This is a genomic window from Robiginitomaculum antarcticum DSM 21748, from assembly GCF_000365025.1.
Lineage (GTDB): Bacteria > Pseudomonadota > Alphaproteobacteria > Caulobacterales > Maricaulaceae > Robiginitomaculum > Robiginitomaculum antarcticum.
The window spans coordinates 1,032,608-1,057,696 of record NZ_KB823011.1 but is presented as its reverse complement, the minus strand read 5'-3'; the positions used below and the strand labels follow the sequence as shown (position 1 = coordinate 1,057,696).

Sequence of the window (25,089 nt, the reverse complement as noted above, 5' to 3'; positions counted from 1 at the left end):
TTATGACGTCTTCTACTCCCATCGTCCGTTTTGCGCCGTCGCCCACGGGCAAGCTTCACGTCGGTAATGTCCGCACCGCGCTGATGAACGTTCTGTTCGCGCGCGGCCAGGACGGTAAATTCGTCCTGCGTATTGATGATACGGATCTGGAGCGCTCAACAAAAGCCTTTGAAGACGGTCTTAAAACGGATCTGAAATGGCTGGGTCTTGACTGGGACGATACGTTCAACCAATCCGCGCGCTTTTCACAATACGAAGCCGCTGCCGGTAAGCTACGCGAAGCGGGTCTATTATATGCGTGTTTCGAGACGCCGGAAGAGCTGGATAAACAGCGTAAATTACGCCGCGCGCAGGGGCAGGCGCCCATCTATAACCGCGCGGCATTAGGCTTGTCCGATGACGACCGCGCCGCGTTGGAAAGCCAGGGCCGTAAGCCGCATTGGCGTTTTAAACTCTCCGGTGAGAGCGCAAGCTGGACCGATCTGGTGCGCGGCGATCAAAGCATTGATACCGGATCGATCTCTGATCCTATTTTGATTCGTGATGACGGCTCATTTTTATATACCTTGCCGAGCGTCGTCGACGATATTGACGCCAAAATTACCCATGTCATTCGCGGCGAAGATCATGTCACCAATAGCGGCGCGCAGATTGAGATTTTTGAAGCTTTGGGCGGCCCTGTTCCCCAATTTGCCCACACGCCACTTCTCGTCGGCGCGGACGGTAAAAGCCTGTCCAAACGGTTGGGCAGCCTGTCTATGGATCAATTACGCGATCAAGGGCTGGAGCCGACTGCATTGCTGTCACTGCTGGGTAAAATCGGAACCTCCGATCCGGTTGAAGCGAAGCCGTCGCTGGATATCCTGATTGACGAGTTTTCATTTGATAAAATCGGCCGCGCGCCGGCCCGGTTTGACGAAGCCGAGCTGGCTCTGGTCAATGCACGCTACCTCCATGACTTGCCGTATAAATCCGCCAAGCCGCGCCTGGCGGAAATGGGCGCAGATCATGGCGAAGCGTTCTGGACACTTGTTCGCGCTAATATTGAAAAGTTCCGCGACGTGGCCGGTTGGGCGAAGACGCTCTATGCGCCCATGCAGGGGCAAATTGATGACGAGGATGTGGAATTTTGCAAAGAGGCCGCAGATTGCCTGCCCGAAAAAATTACCGATGAAACATGGGGAATATGGACGTCGGAGCTAAAGTCTAAAACAGGGCGCAAAGGCCGCGGGCTTTTTATGCCGCTTCGTAAAGCTTTAACCGGGCGTCAGAATGGCCCGGCCATGGACGAGATACTGCTCTTGCTGGGACATAAGGCGAGCGCGGCGCGCCTTCGCGGGGAAAAAGGCTAAATGCCCGGTTTCACAAAATCTTGATTTTGTCTTTGGATTAAACCTCCTCATAGCCGAGTTTATGAGGAGAGATATTATGCCGAATTTGAAACTACCCCTATTTTTAACGCGTCTTTTCATTGCTCTATTTCTAGCGCCGTGGTGGATAGGTAAGGCTGTTAATATTGATTTGACCAAGGGATTGTTCGCTAAATATTACAATGTGGATCACCTGCCTGACGCCTTGGCCTATGCTATTGGCGGGCTTGGTCTTCTCCTGCTTCTCGCATTTTTACTCGGCTTTAAAAAGCGAATTTCATATGGGTTGATATTTGGGATTCACGCCGTTGGAACATTGATGGCCTTGCCTTATCTGGTGCCTGATTATTTCGATAAATTTGGGATATTTCCGAACACCCCATTTAATATCCTGTTTATGGCGGCGCTGCCGACTGCCGCCGCGATGTTTCTGCTTTACATATTACGGAAGCAAGATTTGTTTCTGACGATCGATAGATAAAAAGTTAGGCAGTCGCCGCCGGTCGGGATGAATTTACCGAGGGCAAACTGCCTAGCGAGTTTGCTAAACACATTGGGTGTTCAGTGTACGGGCAGTGCAGAGATGAAGCGCACCTTCAGCACTCTTTAAATACGCCGATTGGATGTAATTTTCATTTAAAACGAGTGGCCATAGTAAAGCGCGTGTAAAAGCTTGCCTCATCCGCGCCGCTCACTGTGACCCGATAAATCAGTGTTTTTTGCTTTTCCATCCCAAGAGATTTCGCACGAAAATGATCCAGATGGGGTCAAATATAATAATCGCGGCCACAATAAGCGCGCCCCATCCCCAGTGATAGCCCTTCCACCAGATATAAAAGAACAGCCCCAGACTTAGCGGGTAAAACACGGTCACAAGTGTCATACGCCAGAGCGCCTTTATTATACCGCCGGGTGTGGGCGCTGTATCTTTGGGCGGTCGCGCCACTCTATTCTTCCATGAGCTGTCGCGCGACGAGAATGTCAGTTAGCAACCAGTTGTTTTGATTAAGCCAATCCCCGTCATTTTTTCGTTTGAAGACGGCGCAACAGGCGGTTGGAAAAGGGTGAGCGCGCCTCGAAAAGTCTTCGAAAAATTCAGATATTCCGGGATTGTGCGCCAAAACCATAAGCGAGGTGCAGTCCGGCTCGCCGTAATTCTTCAGAATCTTCCGGATGTCTGCGGCGCTGCTGTGGTATAAATCCGGTATATGGCGGATTGATTGCGCGCCGGGAATAATGCGGATGAGACGCTTTGCCGTCTCCAGTGTCCGAGCACTATCACTGCTCCAGATTTCATTGGGCGCGAATCCGCGCGCCGTTAATGTCCGTCCGACGATATCAGCAGACTTGCGACCGCGTGAATTTAGCGGCCTCGCATGATCCACCAAACCCTTATTTTCCCAAGACGATTTAGCATGCCGCATCAGCAGGAGTGTTTCTAACATGGTCAAATCCTATACATATTATGCGGACCGCAAGTGCTTATACCTTATAACATTAGACTTCGGTAATACGCGGTAATTTTCATTTCGCATTCAGCTTGGCACGCTATGATTTAGAGAACCAAAAGGAAAAATCATGAAATATGCTATCATGGCCGCCGCGGTCACTGCACTAGGTCTGTCGTCGCTCGCCGCCGCGAAGGACTCGCTGACGTTTGAGGCAGGCCAATATCAGATAACGACATCTCTCAAAATGGGGGGTCAATCCGTCAATGATGATGTCAGTGTGGAATGTCTGACCGAAGAGGAGAGCACGGTGAGTTACGCAAAATTAGAAGAGATGATGGGCGATGATTTTAGCTGCAGCTTTGATAATATGTCCGAAACGTCAAACCGCATCGCAACCGATGTCTCTTGTAAAATGTCGGACATTGAAGGCGATTTGTCAGGCCGCGCTGTTGTTGAGCATACCCAAACATCATTTGATTTAAATTTCGATGGCACCACGGACGTGTTTGGAAGCGCCGCACCGGTCGAATTGGATATTTCAGGTGTTCAGATTTCTGATAGCTGTAGTTAATCCATTATTCTAAGCGCTAAAAAGCCATCCTCAGGACGGCTTTTACGTAAGCGGTTGCGCGTCCATCTGTTTTCGTAATGCGGCAATCGCGCTGCGAATACGTGTTTTGACCGTACCGAGCGGCACGCCGATTTCATCAGAAATTTCCTGATGGGTTTTATATTCCATAAAGGCCATACGCAGCGCGCTGGACTGCGCGTCTGACAGGGTATCTATGCGCTCTTGCAAATCCGTACTGTCCTGTTTGAAGATAAAATTATACTCGGCTGAAGGCACAACATCGTCGGCGATGATCTTCATCAGTTCAGGGTCGCGAATATCCATGCGCCCATGCTTGCGGCGATGATCAATCCAGCGATTACGGGTCATGCGATATACCCAGGTTGCGAAGCTGGCTTTGGCCGGATCATACATATGCGCCCGGGTCCAACATGTGATCATAATATCCTGAACGATATCCTCGGCTGTTCCTGAGCCGGCGCCCCGCGCCATCAACCAGCCCTTAAGTTTGGGCCCGTATATTTTGAAAAGCTCTGTCAGCGCTTTGACGTCACGGTGGGTCGCAATTGCCGCCAGCCATAGGGCATCACGCTTGGCCGCACTTATTGATTTTGGTGAAACCGTCATACTGCGCCGGTCTTTGATTGAGACCTTGACAGGCATTGTCGTTATTTCAGGCGGTTTTGGCAAGCCGGCGTCCTTTCTTTATGGCATATTGTATAGCAGACATGATGAAGATTAATAGCCGAAGCGGCATGACTCGCGAAATGGTGAAGGCCTTCAGAGCCTTGGGTCTGATGTTCAACCCTAGTGGTGACGAAGATAAAAGCTGTGGTGGTACGTCTGCTAGATTATGCCGTCTTCGGATTTGGGAGATTATAGCCCTATATTTCGCAGATAGATGCCGAATAGACAGCTTGCAATTCTGCTTTTGTTCCCTATTTTCAACCCATGTCTACACCTGTTGAAATGTCTGTTGCCGAAGCGCCCGCTCTATGGGTGCCGCACCGCCCCAAACGTCCGAAAAAAGTGGAAGGCGGCAAGCCGTTTCGCCTCGTCAGTCCGTTTACGCCCAAAGGCGATCAGCCCGCAGCCATTAAAGAACTGGTCGCGGGCCTCAATGAAGGCGAACGCGATCAGGTTTTGCTTGGCGTTACGGGCTCCGGCAAGACATTCACCATGGCCAAAGTCATTGAGCAAACGCAGCGCCCCGCGCTGATCCTTGCGCCCAATAAAACGCTCGCGGCTCAGCTTTATGGCGAATTTAAAAGTTTCTTCCCTGACAATGCCGTCGAATATTTCGTCAGCTATTATGATTATTATCAGCCTGAAGCTTATGTGCCGCGCACAGACACATTCATCGAAAAAGACAGCAGCGTGAATGAGCAAATTGACCGTATGCGCCACGCCGCTACGCGCGCTATTTTGGAACGCGATGATGTGATCATCGTCGCCTCGGTCTCGTGCATTTACGGTATCGGCTCGGTTGAAACCTATACCGCCATGACCGTGGATATTGCCCGTGGCCAAAGCATAGATCAGCGTGGATTAATGGCGCAGCTTGTCCAGCTTCAGTATAAACGTAATGATCTGGCCTTTTCACGTGGCACATTTCGCGTGCGTGGCGATACGATTGAAATCTTTCCAGCACATTATGATGATCGCGCATGGCGTATTGATTTCTTTGGCGACGAAGTCGACACATTAGTCGAATTTGATCCCCTGACCGGGCGCACGCAAGACGATCTAAAGTCTGTCCGCATTTATGCCAACAGCCATTACGTAACGCCGCGCCCGACCATTCATCAAGCCATTAAAAGTATAAAAAAAGAGCTCGACTTGCGTCTTAAACAATATGAGTCTGAGGGCCGCTTGCTCGAAGCCCAGCGCATTGCCCAGCGCACGGAATTTGATCTGGAAATGATGGCCGCGCAGGGATTTTGCAGCGGCATTGAAAACTACAGCCGCTATCTGACGGGCCGCGCGCCCGGCGAGCCGCCGCCCACACTGTTTGAATATTTGCCCGAAAACGCGATAATCTTTACCGATGAGAGCCATGTCTCTGTGCCGCAAATCGGCGCGATGAGCAAAGGCGACCGCAGCCGTAAATTTACCCTGACCGAGCATGGTTTTCGCCTGCCCAGCGCGATGGATAACCGCCCGCTGACTTTCGGCGAATGGGACGCGATGCGCCCGCAAAGCGTGCATGTTTCCGCCACGCCATCGAACTGGGAAATGGAGCGCACGGGCGGCGTTTTTGTTGAGCAGGTCATTCGCCCGACGGGCCTGATTGATCCGCCGGTCGAAATCCGCCCCGTCGCCAAAGACGGCGCGTCGCAGGTCGATGATGTGATTGACGAAGTGCGCAAAACGACAGCGGCGGGTTACCGTTCGCTCGTGACGACCCTGACCAAAAAAATGTCGGAAGACCTGACCGAATATATGCACGATCAAGGCATCAAGGTGCGCTATATGCATAGTGATGTCGACACGCTGGAACGGATTGAGCTGATCCGCGATCTGCGCATGGGCGTGTTCGATGTCATGATCGGGATCAACCTCTTGCGCGAAGGCTTGGATATTCCCGAATGCGCCTTTGTTGGTATTTTAGACGCGGATAAAGAAGGGTTTTTGCGGAGCGAAACCTCGCTGATCCAAACCATTGGCCGGGCGGCGCGAAACTCTGAGTCTAAAGTCGTGCTTTATGCCGATAAAGTCACCGGATCGATGGAGCGCGCCATTGAAGAGACTGACCGCCGCCGCGAGCGTCAGGTTGCTCATAATTTAGAGCACGGAATCACTCCAACCACCATTGCGCGCGGCGTGGCGGATATTGTCGGCGATAGCGAGTCGGGCAAAGAAATCCAGCGGCAGCGCGATACATATACGCCGTCGGGGCAAAAGAAAAAATCCAAACGCGGCATGCGTGAAGTGGCTGAAAGCGAACAGGCAGCTTATGCCGGTCCGAACCTGCTAGCTGTCCTCGCCGATATGGAAAAACGCATGTTCGAGGCGGCAGAAAATCTGGAGTTTGAAGACGCCGCGAAACTGCGTGACGAGATAGCGAAGTTAAAAGCGCAGTAGGATGCTAAATATGATGTTTCACCTGCATTTTTCTTCAACAAAGCTCTTGCAGATTTTGCAGGCAATGAATATATCCATTTTCGACGATAAAGCGAGCTACAGCGAGCCCTGAACACGCCCTTATTTGAGGGTTTTGCATGGGGAATCTGTCAGCCATGATGAAGCTAACTCTTCATCGAATAGCCGCCGGTAACGTCTTGGTTTTGTTACGTCAGACGACGTTTGGAAATTGAGAGTTATTGCTATGGGTAAAGCCCTGCATAATAGCCGCAAAAGCGCTCTTATCTCCCTGCAAGCGCAGGTAGGAGACATGTTCCTGTCGTCTAAACATCAAGAATATCTGGTCGCTGTGGCGGAACTCAGTAGTGCGAAGCGGGCCCTTTAAGTCCCGCCTGAAATTCGCCTTCCGGTTTAATAGCGCTGCGGCGCTCCCGAGATAACCGGTTTTCCAGAGCTTTACGCATATTAGCGTTTTTCTTGTAAGTCCGATAATGTTCAATTCAAATCTTATGCCGGCTGCACTGCAGCCTTTTGCGCCTGTCCATACTGAAGCTCCCGCGCTGCCTGCATTTTCCACAGCGGCAGACGCGATTGCTGCCTATTCGGGTGATGACCATATTTACGCGCTTTATCCATCGAAGATCAAAGCTGCTGCGCGCCGTTTTGTCGGTCGCTTTCCGGGCCGAATTTTGTTTGCAGTTAAGTCAAACCCGCATCCCGAAATGCTAAAAATATTATGGGAAGAAGGCGTTGATACATTCGACGTTGCCTCTATTCGCGAGATGGAATTGGTAAGCGGTCTGTTCCCGGGTGCGAAAATGTATCTGATGCACCCGATCAAATCGCGCGCTACAATCGCGCGCGCTTACAGTCTGGGCATTCGCGATTTTTCATTTGACCATGAAGACGAGCTGCAAAAGATCTATGACTGCACAGGCGAGGCGGGCGACCTAAACCTGCACCTGCGTTTGTCGCTACCGTCCGGCGGAGCCGTCATGCCTTTATCAGGGAAATTTGGCGCAGAGTTTGACGCTGCAGTGGCGCTGTTAAAATCCGCCCGCCCGCGCGTAAAAAGCCTCGGCATTTGCTTTCATGTCGGCTCGCAGTGCTTGTCGCCCGGCGCCTATGACCGCGCGATCAGCTATGGCCGCACTATCGTAGACGCGTCCGGCGTCGATATTGACAGCGTCGATATAGGCGGCGGCTTTCCTGTCGCTTATCCAGATATGCCCGTCCGCCCTATGGACGAATATTTCGATGCAATCCGCAGCTCACTCATCGCCAACGAGTTCGGCGCCGTTGAGATTATTGGCGAGCCGGGCCGCGCTTTATGCGCCGAAGGCGGCGCTACACTCGCGCGCATTGAACTGCGCAAAGGCCATGATCTCTATCTTAATGACGGGACATATGGATCATTGTTTGACGCAGGGCAATTTGCGTGGAAGTTTCCGGTCACGCTGCATCGCCGCCGCCCGCCTGCGCCGTCGCAATTTCTAACCGGGTTTCGCTTTTTCGGCCCGACATGCGATAGTGCGGACACGATGAACGGCCCGTTCCCATTGCCGTCAGACGCCTGCGAAGGGGACTGGATCGAAATTCAAAACCTGGGCGCATACGGCCAGACTTTGGCCACACAATTTAACGGGTTTTATTCAACCCACACCGTCGTCATTACCGACGAAACTCTTTAATTTTCAGGACTTATGACCATGACTAAAAACACCAAAGCCCAGCTGCTCAGCAATCCTGTCGAGCATGTCGATATCACAAAAATTGACGCCCGCCCGATTATAGAGGCGATGAGCAAAATGTCATTTTCTTCACGCGACCTCGCGCGCGCGACAGACATTTTTAAACAAGCCGTTGATGATAAAGAGTGCTCCGTCATTCTGACATTGGCGGGGTCGACCTCTGCCGGCGGCTGCATGCATGTTTACCGCGACCTTGTAAAATACGGCATGGTTGACGCGATCGTCTCAACAGGCGCGTCGATCGTTGATATGGATTTCTTCGAAGCGCTTGGATACAAGCATTATCAAGCCGATAGTGAGGTCGATGATAACGTCCTGCGCGGTCTTTATATTGACCGGATTTACGACACCTATATTGACGAAGAAGAGCTGCAGTCCTGTGATCATGTCATTAAAGACATCACAGACAGCCTGGAGCGCCGTCCCTATTCATCGCGTGAATTCATCTGGGAAATGGGCAAATGGCTGAAAACCAATGCCGTTAAAAAAGGCAGCCTTGTCGAGACCTGCTATGACCATAATGTGCCGATCTTTGTACCCGCATTCTCTGATTGCTCAGCCGGTTTCGGCCTTGTTAAACATCAGGTCGAAAACCCGGGCAATTATCTGTCTATCGATTCTGTGGCAGACTTCCGCGAGCTGACTGATGTGAAGATCAAAGCCGGCTCAACGGGCCTGTTAATGGTCGGCGGCGGCGTGCCTAAGAACTTTGTGCAAGACACGGTTGTTTGCGCGGAAATCCTCGGCGTCGAAGCGGAAATGCACAAATATGCCGTGCAGATTAGTGTGGCTGATGTGCGCGACGGTGCGTGTTCAAGCTCCACGCTCAAAGAAGCGGCAAGTTGGGGCAAAGTGCAGACCACGCAGGAACAAATGGTTTTTGCCGAAGCCGGCTCTGTCATTCCGCTTTTGGCGTCTGACGCCTATCATAGTTGTGATTGGAAAAACCGTCCACGCCGCAACTTCTCAAAATTATTTGAGAAATAGTCATGCAATCTCCCCGTCCGTTAATGCCCGCAAGCAGCGCCTTTTTGGCGCTGCAAGACGATAAGGCCATCAGCTACGCTGATGCCGGAGCTGTCATCATTCCATTTGGCCTAGAAGCCTCAGTTTCCTATGGCGGCGGGACGAAAGACGGTCCTGCGGCGATGATTGCCGCCAGTCACGAGGTCGAGCTGTTTGACGAGGATCTGTGGGACGAACCGATTGACCGCTACGGGCTTGTGACGCTGACGGAGCCTAAGATTGATCCGTCGGATATCCCGGCGGCTTTGGACGGTCTGGCCGCGCTGACGGGCGCTGTGCTAAATGACGGCAAGTTCCCGCTTGTCTTTGGAGGAGAACATTCCATCACGCCCGGCGCAATCCGTCCGTTTCTGGCTAAATATGATGATCTGATCATCCTGCATTTTGATGCCCATGCCGATTTGCGTGACGGCTATGACGGAGAGCATTTCTCCCATGCCGCTGCAATGCGGCGCGTCCTTGATCACCCGACCGTGCCGATCATATCATGCGGCATTCGCAATATTTCCAAAGAGGAAATTCCGTTCTACGAAGCCAATAAACACCGCATCACAATCCATTGGGGTAAGGATATCAAAAACTGGGATGTGGAGCAGATCGTTACCCCGCTCAAAGGTCGCCGGATCTATCTGACCTTTGATCTCGACGGATTTGACAGCTCCGTTATGCCGTCCACCGGAACGCCGGAGCCGGGCGGTGTGTTTTGGCCTGACGCCATGGCGATCATCAAACGCGCCTCAGAAGTGGGCACGATTGTCGGCGCGGACATTAATGAGTTGGCGCCTATTGACGGTCTGCACGGCCCCGACTTTCTGGCGGCAAAACTGGCCTATAAAATTTTAAATTACACCCTTGGCCGCGCCTAAACGGACGGTTTGAAAGATTCTCATGGCACAAAAACGCGTCACCGCGCAGCTGACTATTCGCACCGCCACGTCCAAAGATGTGCGCGCTATTGCGGCCCTTGTTGACCGCGCCTATCCGGTTATGGGCACATATCCCGTGCCCATGCTAAAGGGGCAAATTTCCAACTTCGCCGAGGGTCAATTTGTCGTCGAATATGAGGGCGAGATCGTCGGCTACGCAGCCAGTATCATGTTGCGCGAAGATGTTGCGCTCGCCCCGCATAATTGGGCGGGTATAACCGGCGGCGGGTATGGCTCGTCGCATAATCCTAATGGCGAGTGGCTCTACGGCATGGAAATCTGCGTCGATCCCGCGCGCCGCCGACTGCGTATTGGCGAGCGGCTTTATGATGCCCGTAAGGCGCTGGTTGAAAGTCTGGAGCTGAAAGGCATCGTCTTTGGCGGACGTATGCCGGGCTGGGCCAAGCGCAAGAAAGCCTATCCTGATCCGATGGATTATTTGCTCGCGGTTAAAGATAAAAAAGTCTCTGACCCTGTCGTTAATTTTCAATACCGTCAGGGCTTTGAGCCTTTTGCGATTTTAGAAAATTACTTGCCCGTCGACAAAGAATCCGGCGGTTTTGCAGCGCAGATGATGTGGCGCAACGCTTACGCTCCCGAAGTTCGCAAAAGCGTGCATAGCGAAGCCGCGCAAAAAGACGTTATCCGCGTCGCGACTGTGCAGCTTCAAATGCGCAAGGTGACAAGCTTTGAAGATTTCATGAGCAGTATTGAATATTTCGTCGACAGCGTAACGGCTTATAAATCCGACTTCGTGGTTTTTCCTGAACTGTTTACATTGCCGCTTTTGGCGCTTGCCGAAACCCGCTTGTCGCCATCGGATTCAATTGAAAAACTAACCGAATATACTCCCGTCTTCATCGAAGCCATGCGCAAGCTGGCCGTCAGTTATAATACCAATATTATTGGCGGGTCTCACCCAACACGTACCGATGACGGTGATGTCCAAAATATCGCTTATGTATTCCTGCGTGACGGCTCTGTCCACGCGCAGGAGAAAATCCATCCGACGCCCAATGAGCGGCATTACTGGAATATCAAAGGCGGCGACGAAGTTTCAACAATTGATACGGATTGCGGCCCGATTGGCGTGCTGATCTGTTACGACAGCGAGTTTCCGGAACTGGCCCGCCGTATGGCAGACGAGGGCGCGCGTATTTTATTCGTGCCGTTCTGTACGGATAACCGTCAAGGCTATCTGCGTGTGCGTTATTGCTCACAGGCCCGCGCGATTGAAAACCAGTGCTATGTGGTCTTGTCGGGAAATGTCGGCAACCTTCCGGGCGTGGAGAATATGGACGTTAATTACGCCGAGAGCTGCATCCTGACGCCGTGCGATTTCCCCTTTGCGCGTGACGGCATTGCCGCCGAATGTAGCGAAAATGTGGAAACCGTCGCCATTGCTGATCTGGACCTCACCGATCTATCTTGGGCACGGGCCAATGGCACAGTTCGCAATCTGCGCGACCGGCGCTTTGATCTTTACCAAACACAGTGGAGCGATTTGTAGGTTCTAATCCTCACCCTTATTGGCAGTTGTCCCCACAGACCTGTACCAATAAAAAGAATAATCCCCGCCTCTCCATTACCGCCTATGTTTAAACTGTTCTTTTGGTCAGGACGGGGAAGACGTTTCTTTTCTGCCACAAGACGGTATTGGATCCGGGCGAGGTGGGGTTACGGCTCACATCAAACGGGTTTGGGAGCATTCTGCGCTGCGGAGTGTGACCTTAGCGAGAGCCGCGTATCGGCCGTGAGATATCGCTGCGGGGGTGGCATCTTCGTAAACACTAGAAAAACCTTTGGCAGCCTTCGGAGCTGCCGCCCCGCAGGCCTCCTTCTTTTTATTTCGTGGTCACCCGATGGGCCATCGCATAATCCCTATGCCCGCCCTTTAACTGTCGACTAGCCCTTGCAAAAGTGACGCTTTGACCGCATATCGCGGCCATATAATCACCATAATTCAGGACATCGTCATGGCGCGTCAATTTATCTATCATATGCAGGGGTTGAGCAAGAAATTCGCTAATAAAACCATCCTTGATAATGTCCATCTGTCTTTTTACCCCGATGCTAAAATTGGCGTTGTCGGTGTTAACGGCTCGGGTAAATCGACGCTTCTTAAAATTATGGCCGGTGTTGACCAAGAGGTGACGGGGGAGCATTGGGCCGCCGAAGGCACCAAAATTGGCTACCTCCCGCAGGAGCCGCGCCTTGACCCGACAAAAGACGTCTGGGGCAATGTGATTGTCGGCTGTGAAGACAAGCAAATTTTTGATGCTTATAATGCTGTCGCCGTTAAAATGGCTGAAGAGTATACTGACGAATTGATGGAAGAAATGACCGCGCTGCAAGAGCAGGTCGATGCGCGTGATGCGTGGGACATTGACAGCAAGATCGAAATGGCGATGGGCGCGCTGCGCTGCCCGCCCGCAGATTGGCCCGTCGATAATCTATCCGGGGGTGAGGCGCGCCGCGTTGCGATTTGCCAGCTTTTGCTGTCCAAACCCGATTTGCTTCTTATGGATGAGCCGACCAACCATCTGGACGCCGAGACTGTCGCGTGGCTGGAAAACTATCTGTCTAAATTCCCCGGCGCTATCATATTGATTACCCATGACCGTTACTTTCTTGATAATCTGACAGACTGGACGCTGGAGCTCGACCGCGGCCGTGGCCTTCCGCATGAAGGCAATTATTCGTCATGGCTAGCGGCGAAATCGAAACGCATGGTTCAGGAAGGCCGTGAGGGTGATGCCAAAGAGCGGGCGCTAAAGCGCGAACTGGACTGGATTCGCAGCTCACCCAAAGCGCGCCAGACGAAATCCAAAGCGCGGATTAAATCCTATAATGAAATGGCGGATGAAGCCGAACGCGAAGTTGTGGGCGTGGCCGAGATTCGTATTCCGGTGGCCGAGCGTCTCGGCAATGTCGTTGTTGAAGTGAAAAATGTCACCAAAGGGTTTGGGGATAAAACCCTGATCAAAGACCTGTCCTTCAACCTCCCGCCCGGCGGCATTGTCGGCGTGATCGGCCCGAACGGCGCAGGTAAAACGACGCTGTTTAAAATGATTACGGGTGAAGAACAGCCCGATGAAGGCAGCTTTCGCGTCGGCCCGACCGTTAAGCTCGGTTATGTCGATCAGAGCCGCGATGCGCTAGACCCGACTAAAAATGTCTGGGAAGCAATCTCCGACGGGCTTGACGTGATCAATATGGGCCCGCGCGGCGACGTGCCCTCGCGCGCTTATGTCGGCGCGTTTAATTTTAAGGGTACGGATCAGCAGAAAAACGTCGGCAAGCTCTCGGGCGGGGAGCGTAACCGCGTCCATCTGGCTAAAATGCTGTCCAAGCCGGCGAACCTGCTGCTGCTCGATGAGCCGACGAATGACCTTGACCGCGAAACATTATCGGCGCTGGAAGTCGCGCTGGAGAAATTTGCAGGCTGTGCCGTTATCATCTCCCATGATCGCTTCTTCCTTGACCGTATTGCCACGCATATTCTGGCCTATGAAGGCGACAGCCATGTCGAGTGGTTTGAAGGCAACTTCGCCGATTATATTGAAGACAAAAAACGCCGCCTCGGCCCCGATGCCGATATTCCGCGTAAGCTTAAATTTATGAAATTTGATCGGTAGCCCTATAACAGGATGCTTTAAGCAAATTTATGTATCAATATTTTCTCATTACAGTGGGCTGTATGATATCAGCGGCTCTTTCATCTTGCGTAGTGACGCCTCCGGTTGTTCCAACCGCTAGTTATACTGAAATCTACAGCGGCCCGGCGGGACACAATTTGAAGGTCAATGTCATCCGGCCTGAGATGTTGGAGGGTGAAAAAGCGCCCGCTATTGTAATATACCATGGAGGTGGCTGGCGCTATGGATCGCCGGACTGGATGACGGATGTGGCCACGGCGTTATCAAACCGAGGGGCCGTCACGATTGCGGTGGAATACCGCTTGTCATTGGATGATGTCACGCCTGTTCAGGCTTTCAACGATGTTTGTGAATCGCTGAAATGGGTCAGGAAAAATGCTAAAAACCTGCATATTGATCCGGGTAAAATTGCGGCCTATGGCGTATCAGCAGGCGGGCATTTATCCGCGTCCACGGCGACGGTTGGCTGTGCGGAAACAGTAGCGCCGCCCGATCTTTTTGTGCTTTATTCCCCGGCTATAAATACAGCTAAAGATGGCTGGTTTCTACGGTTAATGGGTAGTCCGTCAGACCCTAGCGCGTATTCTCCATTACAAAATGTCAAAGGTAACATTGCGCCCACGCTGATAATCAGCGGCATGTCTGACACCTTAACGCCGCATAAATATGCTGTAGAATATTGCGAAAAATTAAAATCCTTCAATACGGAGTGCCGGATTGAAGCCTTCCAAGATGTCGGACACCTTTTGACTCGCAATTTGGACAACCAAGAATCAGATTTTGACGTCGCGGAGGCGGATAAAATCCGGGCGCGTCATACGATTTATGATTTTCTGTATGAATACGGATACTTAAAGCGGGTGGAATAATTCTTATATTATAAACATATAACGATTTCTTTATATACATATCCATTCAAGACTGCTAACGAGCACGAATGGAACACTTGGCCACAGCCTTAAAAGCCCTCGGGCATCCGGAGCGCCTGCGCATTGTAGCGCTACTTTCGCGCGGTGAGCTAACGGTGAGCGAGATCACGCAGGTTCTCGGCCTGTCACAGCCACGCGTCACACAATATATCAAAACGCTCGAAGCCGCAGGGGTTGTTCAGCGTTTAAAAGAAGGCAGCTGGGTATTTTCGCGGCTAAAACGCAGTGATGTGCAGACCGTCGGGATTTTGGACGCTGTCATTACGGCTTTGCCACAAGACGATGGAGATATTACGGCAGACCGCCGCCGTCTGGAGTCCGTCCGAGCGAACAGAGCAAAAGCGGCGACAGAATTCTTTGCGGATCTGGCTCAGGATAAGGATAATTTGTCGGCTGAATACCTGCCCCGCGGCGATATAGAAAGCCATATGCGCGCTATGGCGGGGCCGGGGCCGTTTAACCATATGGTCGATCTTGGCACTGGAACAGGGCGTATTTTAAAGGTCTTTGCTGACATCGCTAAGCGCGGGACGGGCATAGACAGTAATCATGATATGCTTCGGGTGGCGCGGCCTAATCTGGCACAAACCGGGTTTCATCATTTATCCGTACAGGCCGGTGATCTGACTCAGACGCCCCTTAATGCGGGTACGGCGGATTTGGTCACGTTGCATCAGGTGCTGCACTTTCTTGATGATCCGGACGAGGCGATACGCGAAGCCGCGCGGCTGCTCGGAGATAATGGCAAGCTGCTGATTGTCGACTTTGCCGCCCATGACCGTGATGAGTTTCGAGATAGTTACGCACATCGGCGTTTGGGCTTTGATAGTGCAGAAATCAGCGCCTTTGCCCGCCAGCACGGGCTGACAGTGACCGAAGAGCGCAAGGTTAAACCGCAGGATGATGCCCCCGCCGTAATGTTATGGCTGGCAGTTAAATCGACCGAAAATAAAGGATCACTCCAATGAACACGAGCGTCGCCAATACACAGCGCTTTGTAGACCGCAACCTAGGCCCCGTCGCGCGCACGGCCCATGCCGACGCCAGCGACGTGCATGTTTCATATGAGTTTTTTCCGCCTAAAAGCGAAGCGATGGAAGAGCGCCTGTGGGAATGCGTCCGCAAATTGGAACGGCTCGGCCCTGATTTCGTCTCGGTGACTTACGGTGCAGGCGGCTCAACCCGCAAGCGCACCCATCGCACAGTAACGCGCATGGCCGCCGAAACGTCTCTTCGCCCTGCCGCGCACCTCACTTGTGTGGGGTCCAGCCGTGACGAGATCAAACAGATTGCCGAAGATTACTGGACGAGCGGCGTGCGCCATATCGTGGCTCTGCGGGGCGATCCACCTGCCGGAATTGACCAAAGTTATAAGCCTGCGGGAGACGGCTTTTCCTATAGCTCTGATCTTGTGGCGGGACTCAAAGAGTATCATGATTTCGAAATTTCGGTTAGCGCCTACCCTGAGCGTCACCCCGAAAGCCCCAGCTGGGACACCGAAATTGATAATCTGAAACGTAAAATCGACGCCGGAGCCAGCCGTGCTATCACGCAGTTTTTCTTCTCGCCCGATACATTTATGCGTTTTCAAGACCGTGTTCTGGACGCCGGAATTAATATTCCCATTGTGCCGGGCCTAATGCTTCAACCCAATTTTAGTGGGCTGAGGCGCATGGCTAAAATGTGCGGCGTAACCGTGCCGGAATGGTACGAAGATTTGTTTGAAGGGCTGGACGATGACGTAGATACGCGGCAGCTTTTGACGGCGTCCTTGGCGTCTGAATTAACGGCTGAGTTGCATGACCGCGGCGTACGCCATTTCCATCTTTACACGCTCAACCGCGCAGAGCTGGCTTATGCTGTAAGCCGCGTTTTGGGCCTGCATAATAGAATGAGGACGCCATAGTGACAAAAAATACGACACAGCGTTGGGACGCCGTTACAGCGCGGGCTGAGGCGCATATTCTGATCTTGGACGGCGCAATGGGCACAATGCTCCAGTGTCAAAAGCTCGAAGAGGCCGATTTTCGCGGCGCGCAATTCGCCGATTGGCCGAGCCCGCTTAAAGGCAATAATGACCTGCTGGTGCTAACTAAGCCGGACGCTGTTGCCAAAGTCCACAATGCTTTTTTAGATGCGGGCGCAGACCTTATCGAGACCAATAGCTTTAACGCCACCTCCATCAGTCAGGCCGATTATGATCTTGACGAATATGCCCCCCAAATTGCCCGCGCGTCAGCCAAGCTGGCCCGCAAATGCGCTGATGATTATACGGCTAAAACGCCGGACAAACCGCGCGCCGTGCTCGGTTCTGTCGGGCCAATGAATAAGACCTTGTCCATCTCGCCCAAGGTCGAAGACCCCGGTTACCGCGATGTGACATTTGACGAGGTCAAGGAGGCTTATCAAGAGCAAATGGAAGCCTTCATTGATCTGGTTGACGCGATATTGATCGAGACGGTGTTTGATACGCTCAATTGCAAAGCGGCTATCGCGGCGGCGCGGACGACATTTGACGCTGTTGGATATGAGCGGCCTCTTTTGATTTCCGGTACAATAACTGACCGCTCAGGCCGAACATTGTCAGGACAGACCGCCGAAGCTTTCTGGCTGTCCATCGCTCATGCCCGGCCCTATGCCGTCGGACTGAACTGCGCGCTGGGCGCAGACGAAATGCGTCCCCATATCGCGACTTTATCCAAGGTCGCCGATACACGCATATTGTCTTTTCCTAATGCAGGCCTGCCCAATGCCTTCGGAGAATATGACGAGTCTCCGTCAGATATGGCCAGTCAAATTGCGCCATGGATGGAACAAGGGCTGATCAATATTATCGGCGGGTGCTGCGGCACATCGCCCGATCACATCAACGCCATTGCGACGGCCGCACAGCAGTCCGCGCCGCGTGCTGTTCCGGTAATTAAGCCGACTCTTCGCCTGTCAGGTCTAGAGCCGTTTGCGATTGCGGTTTAAGGGTTCAGGAAATATATAATGACATCTACGGCACAATTTATCAATATTGGCGAGCGCACAAATGTCGCCGGTTCGGCGCAGTTCAAACGGCTGATCAAAGACGGCAAGTTTGAAGACGCTTTGGCTGTCGCGCGGCAACAGGTCGAATCCGGCGCACAAATCATCGACATAAATATGGATGACGGATTAATTGACGGGGAAGCGGCTATGGTGCGCTTCCTCAAACTGATAGCGGGTGAGCCGGATATTTCGCGTGTTCCCATCATGATCGACAGCTCTAAATGGGCCATCATCGAAGCGGGCCTGAAATGCGTGCAGGGCAAAGCGGTCGTCAATTCGATCTCGCTAAAAGAGGGTGAAGAAGAGTTTCTCGCCCATGCCAAAAAAGTGCGCGATCTGGGCGCGGCCACGGTTATCATGGCCTTTGATGAAAACGGTCAAGCCGAGACGGCAGAACATAAATTTGAATGTTGCAAGAGGGCTTATGACCTTCTGACACAGACCCTTAATTTCCCGCCACAAGATATTATATTTGATCCGAATATTTTCGCTGTGGCGACAGGCATTGAGATGCATAATAATTATGCCGTTGCATTTTTCGATGCTTGCAAGCGTATCAAGGCCGAGCTTCCGCACGCGCGTATTTCCGGCGGCCTGTCCAATGTAAGCTTCGCTTTTCGCGGTAATAATCCCGTGCGCGAAGCTATGCATAGTGTGTTTTTATATCACGCCATTCCCGCCGGCCTTGACATGGCCATCGTTAATGCGGGGCAGCTGACTATTTATGACGATATTCCGGACGAGCTTCGCGAGCGGGTCGAGGACGTTATTTTGAACCGCCGCGATGATGCGACGGACCGTTTGCTGGAAGTCGCGGAGAAATATCGCGGCGATGCCAAAGTCAAAGCTCATGTTGTGGATCTGGAATGGCGCAAATTTAAGGTGGGTAAGCGGCTCGAGCATGCGCTTGTGCGCGGCATTACCGACTTTATCGTCGAAGACACTGAAGAGGCCCGCCAAGCGGCGCAGCGCCCGCTTCATGTCATTGAAGGGCCGCTTATGGACGGCATGAATGTCGTCGGAGATTTGTTCGGGTCAGGCAAAATGTTCCTGCCACAGGTTGTCAAATCGGCCCGCGTCATGAAAGCCGCCGTCGCGCATCTCATGCCTTATATGGAGGCCGAGAAAGTTGAGCTTGGCACAGTCGGGAAATCCAATGGCAAAATTTTGATGGCAACGGTCAAAGGTGACGTGCACGATATTGGCAAAAACATTGTTGGCGTGGTGCTGCAGTGCAATGGCTATGATGTTGTCGATTTAGGCGTGATGGTGCCATGCGAGAAAATACTCGCGGCGGCCAAAGAGCATGATGTTGATATGATCGGCTTGTCGGGTTTGATTACGCCGTCGCTGGATGAAATGGTTTATGTCGGCGCAGAAATGCAGCGCCTCGGCATGGATATACCGTTGCTCATCGGCGGCGCGACAACGTCTAAAACCCATACGGCGGTTAAGATTGAACCCGCTTATACGAATAATTCTACGGTTTATGTGACGGACGCCTCGCGCGCCGTAGGCGTTGTTGGAACATTATTGGGCGAGGGCGCAGAGACGTATAAAACGTCCCTGCGCGGCGAGTATGATAAGGCCCGCAAAGCCCATCTGGCTGGACAATCGAAGAAAGCGCGCCTGACTCTTAAAGAAGCGCAGGATAATCGGTTCAAGCCGGATTTCAAAGACTACACGCCCCCTAAGCCCAACTTTCTGGGTACGCGCAATTTTGTGTCATACGACCTGAAGGCTTTGCGCCCCTTTATCGACTGGACGCCGTTTTTTGCGACATGGGAGATCAAGGGCCGCTATCCCGCTGTTCTGGAAAACCCGCGCTATGGCGAAGCTGCGCGCGATTTGTTTGCCGATGCCAACGTCATGCTGGATCAAATAATTGCGGAAAACTGGGTTAAGGCGCAGGCCGTCATTGGCTTCTGGCCGGCGCGCCGCGATGGTGATGATATCACCATGTTCACAGATGAGAGCCGCACGGGCGTGTTAGCGCGTTTCCATGGATTGCGCCAACAAATCAGCAAAGGCAGCGCGGCAAAACCCAATTATTCTATTTCAGATTTCGTCGCGGGACCTGAGAGCGGTAAAGCGGATTATGTCGGAGGCTTTTGTGTCACTGCAGGGCTGGGAGAAGGTGGACGCATTCAGGCGTTCAAAGATAAGGGCGATGATTATAACGCAATTCTGTTCCAATCACTTACCGACCGTCTGGCCGAAGCTTTTGCCGAGCATATGCATCAACGTGTACGTCGTGAATTTTGGGGCTATACGCCCGAGGAAGGCTTTGCGGGCGATGACCTGATCGCGGAAAAATATGACGGCATTCGACCTGCGCCCGGTTATCCCGCCCAGCCTGACCACACGGAAAAAGCGACACTTTTCCGTTTACTCGATGCGACCAAACAGGTCGGTATAACTCTTACTCAAAGCTTTGCCATGCATCCGGCCAGTTCGGTTTCAGGTTTGTATCTCTCCCATCCGGAATCTGTTTATTTCGGTGTCGGCAAGATTGAAAAAGATCAGGTTGAAGACTATGCCCGCCGTAAAGATATGGACATTGCAGATGTAGAGCGCTGGCTCTCGCCGATACTCAACTATTGAGGCATTTGACTTTGTTATTTGAGGTTTTTCGGAGGCACTCATGAAATTTTCGGTCACAAGACATATATTACTGCCCATTATTTTAGCGGTCGCATTAATTGCGGGTGGCAGCTATCTGGGCCGCAGTGTCTGGGCGCCTAAACCCGTCGACATAGCCGCAGCGAAGACTGAGGTTAAAGCGGTTCTAGCCCGTCAACAGGCGGCATGGAATGACGGAGATATTGACGCCTTCATGCAGGATTATATGAAGTCCGATGATCTCCGCTTCGCCTCAGGCGGCAACATTAATCTTGGCTGGCAGGTCACCAAAGACCGTTATCTGGCACGCTACCCGGACGGCGAAGCTATGGGGGTGCTGGCATTTTCTGATCTTGAGATTGAGATATTAGGGGAGATCGATGCCCTGATTTTTGGTCGGTGGTCATTGGCACGCGCGGCGGATAACCCCCATGGCCTATTTACACTTCATATGCGCAAGAGCGGCGGGCAATGGCAGATCGTATCTGATCACACATCTAGCGCAGAGTGATTTGCAGAGGTGAATATCTGTTTAAATGCGGCCAATTGCCTAGGCGCTCCGGCAGGCTCTTGCTCGCCATGCGGAATTGCGGCAAGGGCGGGTCATGAGTTTTTGGACGCGCATATTCTCTGCTGCGGCCGGACTGTTCGGTCCGGCGGCGCGGCCCGACATAGACGGGCAGCCCGGCCGGATTGACGATGCCGGTTTTGCCGCTGCGCTTATCGCGCTTTCAGCTAAATTGGCCAAGGCAGATGGTGTGGTTACGCGCGAAGAGATCGATGCCTTTCGCAGTATTTTTACGGTGCCACCCGACGCACAAGACGGCATTGCACGGTTTTTCGATCTAGCCAAGCAAACCACAGCAGGCTTTGAAAGCTATGCCAAAATTGTCGCGCGCAAATTCCGCGCACGTCCTGCGGCCCTTGAAGATGTTATGGACGGGCTATTCCATATCGCCTTGGCGGACGGCGTGCTGAGTGCGCCGGAAATGGAGTTCTTGCAAAAAACCTCGGATATTTTTGGGTTTTCCGACCGGGAGTTTAACCGTCTCAAAGCGTCCCATATGGGCCGGGCGGCTGATGATCCTTATCTCATTTTAGGTGTTGATGAAGATATTTCCGACGTGGACTTGAAGCGCGCTTACCGGCGACAGGCTGCGGCAAACCATCCTGACCGCCTGATGGCGCGCGGTCTGCCGGAGCAGTTTCAAGGTCTCGCCAATCATAAAATGGCAATGATAAATGGCGCATACGCACAGGTTTTGGCTGAGAGACAGGCCGCGTCTGGGATCGTAGTGAAGCGCAGGCGTAACTGAATTGTAATACGGTGTGACTTGACCTTGGCGAAAATCACGCCAAATTAGGGGTAGGAGCGATTAGACTATGACAACATATATCAGAGTTTCAAATATGCAGAACGCCCGTCCTGCTGGGTTGATGCAGCGTATAGGCCGAACAGCCCTGTTGATTATGGGCGCAATTGTCGGTTTAGGGCTGTTGCTCGTTACGGCTTCGGCGGCCTTGTTCGTCGTCTTAGCCATCGCATTTCTGGCTGTTATTGCATTTGCCGGGTTTTGGATCCGCGCAAAGATATTTGGCAAGACAGTGCGCGAAAAGGCTTTTGAAGACCTCGAGAAAAAGTTTGGTGCACGTCAGGCCCATTTCAGCGCTCCCGAGAGTGACGTCGCAGACGGTGACGAGATCGTTCTGGATGCACGTAAAACGCCGGATGGCTGGACAGTGGGTCAGTAGATTGCTTTTATTGACTTCTTAGTCTCGCGCTCTATGGGCAGCCTATGGCCGCCCGAGATTTTTTAATTTTCATAATGTGTAACCTGCTTTGGGCGGGAAATTTGGCTGTCAGCGCTTGGGCTTTGGGTCGCCACGGCGTACCGCCCTTTATGCTGGCGGCATTGCGGGCTGTCATTGTCTTTGTGATCATGACGCCATTTTTATTTCGCCCGCGCCCTGAACACTTTTCAAAATTAATGCTTGTGTGTTTTTGCGTCGGGCCGCTTCATTTAGGCTTATTATATACAGGGCTGCAGACCGCCAGCGCGACAGGCGCCGGTATAGTCAGCCAAATGCTGGTGCCTTTCGCCGCGGTTCTCTCCGTAATATTTTTACGCGAGCGGCCTAGCGTGATCACTTTCACGGCAATAATAGGGGCATTTTTCGGTAGCTGCCTTATGATTTATGAACCGGGCGGGTTGTCGGCGGATACCGGACTTTTATATATTGGCGGCGCATATTTTGCTCTGGCAATCGGGTCAGTGCTTATTCGCACAGTTGGAAGGGTGGATTGGCGCATTTATGTGGTCTGGGTTGCCGTCATCATCCTGCCGGTTATGATAGCGGCAAGCTTGTTTTTTGAGACGGGACATACGCAAATTATAAACCAAGCGACATGGCCGTTAATGATTGCCGGGTTGTACGCAGCCCTTGGCGTATCTATTGTAGCGCATGGTCAGTATTTTGCCTTACTGCAACATTATACGGTAAACCGCATTGTTCCGCTGACTATTATAACTCCGCTTTTCACGGCATTATTAGGCCTGACTTTTTTGGGCGAAAATTTGTCACCCAAACTTGTGCTGGGCGCGCTTTTCATTTTACCCTGCGTGTATATTATCGCTACGAGACAACCCGAAATAGCGGCAGGGGAGACTGCAGATGGCTATGTCAGAGAATAAAACCAAACCCACACCTCAATCGCCCGCCAATTTCGTCGCCGCGATAGAGGATCCGATTAAACGCGCTGATTGCCAAATCCTTCTGGGCCTCATGGAGCGGCTGTCCGGATACCCGCCCGTCATGTGGGGCAAGATCGTCGGCTTTGGTGGCTATCACTACATTTATGAAAGCGGACGTGAAGGAGATTTTTTCCGGATCGGGTTTGCGCCGCGTGCTCAAGATCTATCAATCTATATTATTGCGGGTTATGAGGAGCTTAGCGAAGAGCTTTCACAATTGGGCAAACACAAATTCGGTAAATCATGCCTGTACATTAAACGTCTCTCGCATGTTGATCTAGAGGTTTTTGAAGAGATTGTCCTAAAGGGTTTGGCTATAATGGGGCAAAAATACCCGGACGACAAATGGACATAATTTCTGCGCCATCCCCGAATTTCAACGAGCGTAAATCCGCTGTTAGCCTGCTGGTTTATCACTATACCGGCATGGAAACAGGCGTCGCGGCGCTCCAGCGCTTGAGTGACCAAGCCGCGCAAGTCTCGGCCCATTATCTCGTTGAAGAAGACGGGCGGGTCTTCGCACTGGTGGATGAGGAAAAGCGGGCATGGCATGCCGGCGTCGGGCAATGGGGCGCGATTACTGATGTGAACTCCGCTTCAATCGGAATAGAAATCGTCAATGGCGGGCATGATTATGGCCTGCCTGATTACCCTGATATACAAATTGATGCGGTAATGGCTTTGTCTAGAGATATTCTGTCCCGTCATAATATCACTCCGTTCAGCATCATTGGTCACAGCGATCTTGCGCCGGATCGCAAATATGATCCTGGAGAGAAGTTTCCATGGGCCCGACTGGCGCAAATTGGGATAGGACTCTGGCCAGCTGCGACCGAAACGGATCAACGTGTATTATTTCAACCGGGAGACCGGGATCGCGGCATAGCGGTTGCGCAGCGTGGTCTGGCCCAGATTGGCTATCACCTGCCTGTGAACGGCATTTTTGACTTACGGACCGAACAGGTATTTACGGCCTTCCAGCGCCGATTCAGACCTGACCGCGTTGACGGTAAGCTGGATGTCGAGACGTTAGCTGTCATCTCCGAATTAAATGGTTTGCTGGAACCCCTAAACCGGAAGTAAAGCGGGCGCGCAACGGGAAGGCCGATGTGGGGCAACCTTTGGCCGTTACGCGCCCTAAGTCATAACGTCTAGCGCTTCTGACTATTCTATATACGGATGAAATTAAAAAGCCGATTGGCCGTACAATTTTTGTACCGATTCTGTGCATTTTAGATAGGCAGAATTTCCGGCTTGTAAATGGCAATATGTGTTTTTTCACAGCCTAGCGACAGTCTTTGTACAGTATTTTAACTTAGGCTAAGATATATTCCGGTTTTGAGCTTGCAAGCTCTGCAAATAATTCGACCAGGAATGCTCTGGGGGCGTCCCTTGGAAGTGAGTCTCAATATCCAAATGCGGTACATGTATGTCGCATTTGTCACATATAACATCAGAGCGCACATGCCCTCCGCAATCATTGTGAACCAATATAATGGGCGTGTCATCTTTTGTATAATGATCGCGTCCCCACCGGGCCAATGCAACAATAACCGGGCGCAGGGCCAGCCCTTGTGGGGTAAGGTGATATTCAAAGCGTTCCGGCTTATTTTGGTACTTACGCCGTTCCAGTAAACATTCCTCAGTCAGACGGCTTAGACGCTGTGATAATAGGTTACGGTTTATGCCTAGAGCCCGCTCCAGATCGTTAAAGCGATGCGCGTTGTAAAAGCTTCCGGCTAGAATCATCAGACTCCACCGGTCACCCACAATGTCGAGCGCTGTTGCCAGCGCCGACTTTTCATTAATCAAATCTCGCCAGCCCATATTATACTTGAATCGCCCCCAATTCCGTATTTTTAACGCTAAAAACGCAAGTCTTGCATTAACCTGTGTTGACAAGGTTGCAAGTCT

General features: G+C 52.1%; 22 protein-coding genes and 1 pseudogene. 19 read left to right on the top strand and 4 right to left on the bottom strand.

The window, feature by feature from the left end:
* Window positions 1–2: 2 nt before the first annotated feature.
* Complete coding sequence (gene gltX, locus H142_RS0105050; protein ID WP_017931017.1) at window positions 3–1,352, top strand: glutamate--tRNA ligase; 1,350 nt, start codon at window positions 3–5, stop codon at window positions 1,350–1,352.
* Window positions 1,353–1,428: 76 nt separating this feature from the next.
* Window positions 1,429–1,851 carry a hypothetical protein gene (locus H142_RS14400; protein WP_017931016.1) on the top strand — a complete coding sequence of 141 codons (423 nt, stop codon included), beginning with the start codon at window positions 1,429–1,431 and terminating at the stop codon, window positions 1,849–1,851.
* Between the two features lie 228 nt (window positions 1,852–2,079).
* On the opposite strand, the gene H142_RS0105040 is transcribed toward H142_RS14400, so the two are convergent.
* A complete protein-coding gene (locus tag H142_RS0105040) occupies window positions 2,080–2,253 on the bottom strand; it encodes a hypothetical protein (RefSeq protein WP_233341575.1) in 174 nt (57 codons plus the stop codon).
* Between the two features lie 64 nt (window positions 2,254–2,317).
* A complete protein-coding gene (locus H142_RS14395) occupies window positions 2,318–2,815 on the bottom strand; it encodes a SixA phosphatase family protein (protein ID WP_017931014.1) in 498 nt (165 codons plus the stop codon).
* A 133-nt stretch (window positions 2,816–2,948) separates the two neighbouring features.
* Here H142_RS14395 and H142_RS0105030 point away from each other — a divergent pair, with 133 nt between their 5' ends.
* Window positions 2,949–3,392 carry a DUF3617 domain-containing protein gene (locus H142_RS0105030; RefSeq protein WP_017931013.1) on the top strand — a complete coding sequence of 148 codons (444 nt, stop codon included), beginning with the start codon at window positions 2,949–2,951 and terminating at the stop codon, window positions 3,390–3,392.
* Between the two features lie 42 nt (window positions 3,393–3,434).
* Here the strand turns inward: H142_RS0105030 and H142_RS0105025 are convergent, their stop codons facing one another.
* The gene (locus tag H142_RS0105025; RefSeq protein ID WP_156811891.1) at window positions 3,435–4,082 is read right to left on the bottom strand and encodes an RNA polymerase sigma factor; all 648 of its coding nucleotides are present in this window, start codon (window positions 4,080–4,082) and stop codon (window positions 3,435–3,437) included.
* Window positions 4,083–4,343: 261 nt separating this feature from the next.
* Between H142_RS0105025 and uvrB the strand changes: the two genes are divergently transcribed.
* From uvrB to H142_RS0104930, 16 genes and pseudogenes are all read left to right on the top strand, one after another.
* The gene (gene uvrB, locus H142_RS0105020) at window positions 4,344–6,476 is read left to right on the top strand and encodes an excinuclease ABC subunit UvrB (protein ID WP_017931011.1); all 2,133 of its coding nucleotides are present in this window, start codon (window positions 4,344–4,346) and stop codon (window positions 6,474–6,476) included.
* Window positions 6,477–6,967: 491 nt separating this feature from the next.
* Window positions 6,968–8,167 carry a type III PLP-dependent enzyme gene (locus H142_RS14390; RefSeq protein ID WP_017931008.1) on the top strand — a complete coding sequence of 400 codons (1,200 nt, stop codon included), beginning with the start codon at window positions 6,968–6,970 and terminating at the stop codon, window positions 8,165–8,167.
* Window positions 8,168–8,179: 12 nt separating this feature from the next.
* Window positions 8,180–9,214, top strand: coding sequence for a 1,9-bis(guanidino)-5-aza-nonane synthase (locus H142_RS0105000; RefSeq protein WP_017931007.1), 1,035 nt, complete (start codon window positions 8,180–8,182; stop codon window positions 9,212–9,214).
* Window positions 9,215–9,216: 2 nt separating this feature from the next.
* Entirely contained in the window at window positions 9,217–10,119 is a 903-nt protein-coding gene (gene speB / locus H142_RS0104995; RefSeq protein ID WP_017931006.1) for an agmatinase, read from the top strand.
* A 22-nt stretch (window positions 10,120–10,141) separates the two neighbouring features.
* A complete protein-coding gene (locus tag H142_RS0104990; protein WP_017931005.1) occupies window positions 10,142–11,689 on the top strand; it encodes a bifunctional GNAT family N-acetyltransferase/carbon-nitrogen hydrolase family protein in 1,548 nt (515 codons plus the stop codon).
* A 466-nt stretch (window positions 11,690–12,155) separates the two neighbouring features.
* Window positions 12,156–13,817: an energy-dependent translational throttle protein EttA gene (gene ettA / locus H142_RS0104985; RefSeq protein WP_017931004.1), complete on the top strand. Its 1,662-nt coding sequence runs from the start codon at window positions 12,156–12,158 to the stop codon at window positions 13,815–13,817.
* A 158-nt stretch (window positions 13,818–13,975) separates the two neighbouring features.
* A complete protein-coding gene (locus tag H142_RS14385) occupies window positions 13,976–14,707 on the top strand; it encodes an alpha/beta hydrolase (RefSeq protein ID WP_169331807.1) in 732 nt (243 codons plus the stop codon).
* Between the two features lie 68 nt (window positions 14,708–14,775).
* A complete protein-coding gene (locus tag H142_RS14380) occupies window positions 14,776–15,735 on the top strand; it encodes an ArsR/SmtB family transcription factor (protein WP_017931002.1) in 960 nt (319 codons plus the stop codon).
* A complete protein-coding gene (gene metF / locus H142_RS0104970) occupies window positions 15,732–16,673 on the top strand; it encodes a methylenetetrahydrofolate reductase [NAD(P)H] (protein ID WP_017931001.1) in 942 nt (313 codons plus the stop codon). Before H142_RS14380 ends, metF begins: the two co-directional genes overlap by 4 nt.
* Window positions 16,673–20,404, top strand: a pseudogene (metH, locus tag H142_RS0104960) (methionine synthase). The gene metF and the pseudogene metH overlap by 1 nt, the downstream one beginning before the upstream one ends.
* Before the next feature lie 40 nt (window positions 20,405–20,444).
* On the top strand, window positions 20,445–20,933 hold the full coding sequence (locus H142_RS0104955; protein WP_017930998.1) for a YybH family protein: 489 nt from the start codon (window positions 20,445–20,447) through the stop codon (window positions 20,931–20,933).
* Window positions 20,934–21,027: 94 nt separating this feature from the next.
* Window positions 21,028–21,738 carry a TerB family tellurite resistance protein gene (locus H142_RS0104950; RefSeq protein ID WP_017930997.1) on the top strand — a complete coding sequence of 237 codons (711 nt, stop codon included), beginning with the start codon at window positions 21,028–21,030 and terminating at the stop codon, window positions 21,736–21,738.
* A 67-nt stretch (window positions 21,739–21,805) separates the two neighbouring features.
* Window positions 21,806–22,174 (top strand): hypothetical protein, encoded by a 369-nt coding sequence (locus tag H142_RS0104945; RefSeq protein ID WP_017930996.1) that lies wholly within the window; start codon window positions 21,806–21,808, stop codon window positions 22,172–22,174.
* Between the two features lie 44 nt (window positions 22,175–22,218).
* A complete protein-coding gene (locus H142_RS0104940) occupies window positions 22,219–23,115 on the top strand; it encodes a DMT family transporter (RefSeq protein ID WP_017930995.1) in 897 nt (298 codons plus the stop codon).
* Window positions 23,102–23,530 (top strand): DUF1801 domain-containing protein, encoded by a 429-nt coding sequence (locus tag H142_RS0104935; protein ID WP_017930994.1) that lies wholly within the window; start codon window positions 23,102–23,104, stop codon window positions 23,528–23,530. The genes H142_RS0104940 and H142_RS0104935 overlap by 14 nt, the downstream gene beginning before the upstream one ends.
* Entirely contained in the window at window positions 23,521–24,258 is a 738-nt protein-coding gene (locus H142_RS0104930) for an N-acetylmuramoyl-L-alanine amidase (RefSeq protein ID WP_017930993.1), read from the top strand. Before H142_RS0104935 ends, H142_RS0104930 begins: the two co-directional genes overlap by 10 nt.
* Window positions 24,259–24,495: 237 nt before the next feature.
* Here the strand turns inward: H142_RS0104930 and H142_RS14375 are convergent, their stop codons facing one another.
* Window positions 24,496–24,987: a winged helix-turn-helix transcriptional regulator gene (locus H142_RS14375; RefSeq protein WP_169331806.1), complete on the bottom strand. Its 492-nt coding sequence runs from the start codon at window positions 24,985–24,987 to the stop codon at window positions 24,496–24,498.
* Window positions 24,988–25,089: the final 102 nt, after the last annotated feature.

Excerpts from the sequence above, each read along its gene's own strand:
- H142_RS0104940 (WP_017930995.1), top strand. The coding sequence starts at position 22,219 with ATGGCCGCCCGAGATTTTTTAATTTTCATAATGTGTAACCTGCTTTGG.
- metF (WP_017931001.1), top strand. The coding sequence starts at position 15,732 with ATGAACACGAGCGTCGCCAATACACAGCGCTTTGTAGACCGCAACCTA.
- H142_RS0104930 (WP_017930993.1), top strand. The coding sequence starts at position 23,521 with ATGGACATAATTTCTGCGCCATCCCCGAATTTCAACGAGCGTAAATCC.
- H142_RS0105030 (WP_017931013.1), top strand. The coding sequence starts at position 2,949 with ATGAAATATGCTATCATGGCCGCCGCGGTCACTGCACTAGGTCTGTCG.
- H142_RS0105000 (WP_017931007.1), top strand. The coding sequence starts at position 8,180 with ATGACCATGACTAAAAACACCAAAGCCCAGCTGCTCAGCAATCCTGTC.
- H142_RS0105040 (WP_233341575.1), bottom strand. The coding sequence starts at position 2,253 with ATGACACTTGTGACCGTGTTTTACCCGCTAAGTCTGGGGCTGTTCTTT.
- H142_RS14390 (WP_017931008.1), top strand. The coding sequence starts at position 6,968 with ATGTTCAATTCAAATCTTATGCCGGCTGCACTGCAGCCTTTTGCGCCT.
- ettA (WP_017931004.1), top strand. The coding sequence starts at position 12,156 with ATGGCGCGTCAATTTATCTATCATATGCAGGGGTTGAGCAAGAAATTC.
- H142_RS0104955 (WP_017930998.1), top strand. The coding sequence starts at position 20,445 with ATGAAATTTTCGGTCACAAGACATATATTACTGCCCATTATTTTAGCG.
- H142_RS14400 (WP_017931016.1), top strand. The coding sequence starts at position 1,429 with ATGCCGAATTTGAAACTACCCCTATTTTTAACGCGTCTTTTCATTGCT.
- H142_RS0104945 (WP_017930996.1), top strand. The coding sequence starts at position 21,806 with ATGACAACATATATCAGAGTTTCAAATATGCAGAACGCCCGTCCTGCT.
- gltX (WP_017931017.1), top strand. The coding sequence starts at position 3 with ATGACGTCTTCTACTCCCATCGTCCGTTTTGCGCCGTCGCCCACGGGC.
- H142_RS0104950 (WP_017930997.1), top strand. The coding sequence starts at position 21,028 with ATGAGTTTTTGGACGCGCATATTCTCTGCTGCGGCCGGACTGTTCGGT.
- uvrB (WP_017931011.1), top strand. The coding sequence starts at position 4,344 with ATGTCTACACCTGTTGAAATGTCTGTTGCCGAAGCGCCCGCTCTATGG.
- H142_RS0104990 (WP_017931005.1), top strand. The coding sequence starts at position 10,142 with ATGGCACAAAAACGCGTCACCGCGCAGCTGACTATTCGCACCGCCACG.
- H142_RS14380 (WP_017931002.1), top strand. The coding sequence starts at position 14,776 with ATGGAACACTTGGCCACAGCCTTAAAAGCCCTCGGGCATCCGGAGCGC.
- H142_RS14395 (WP_017931014.1), bottom strand. The coding sequence starts at position 2,815 with ATGTTAGAAACACTCCTGCTGATGCGGCATGCTAAATCGTCTTGGGAA.
- speB (WP_017931006.1), top strand. The coding sequence starts at position 9,217 with ATGCAATCTCCCCGTCCGTTAATGCCCGCAAGCAGCGCCTTTTTGGCG.
- H142_RS0104935 (WP_017930994.1), top strand. The coding sequence starts at position 23,102 with ATGTCAGAGAATAAAACCAAACCCACACCTCAATCGCCCGCCAATTTC.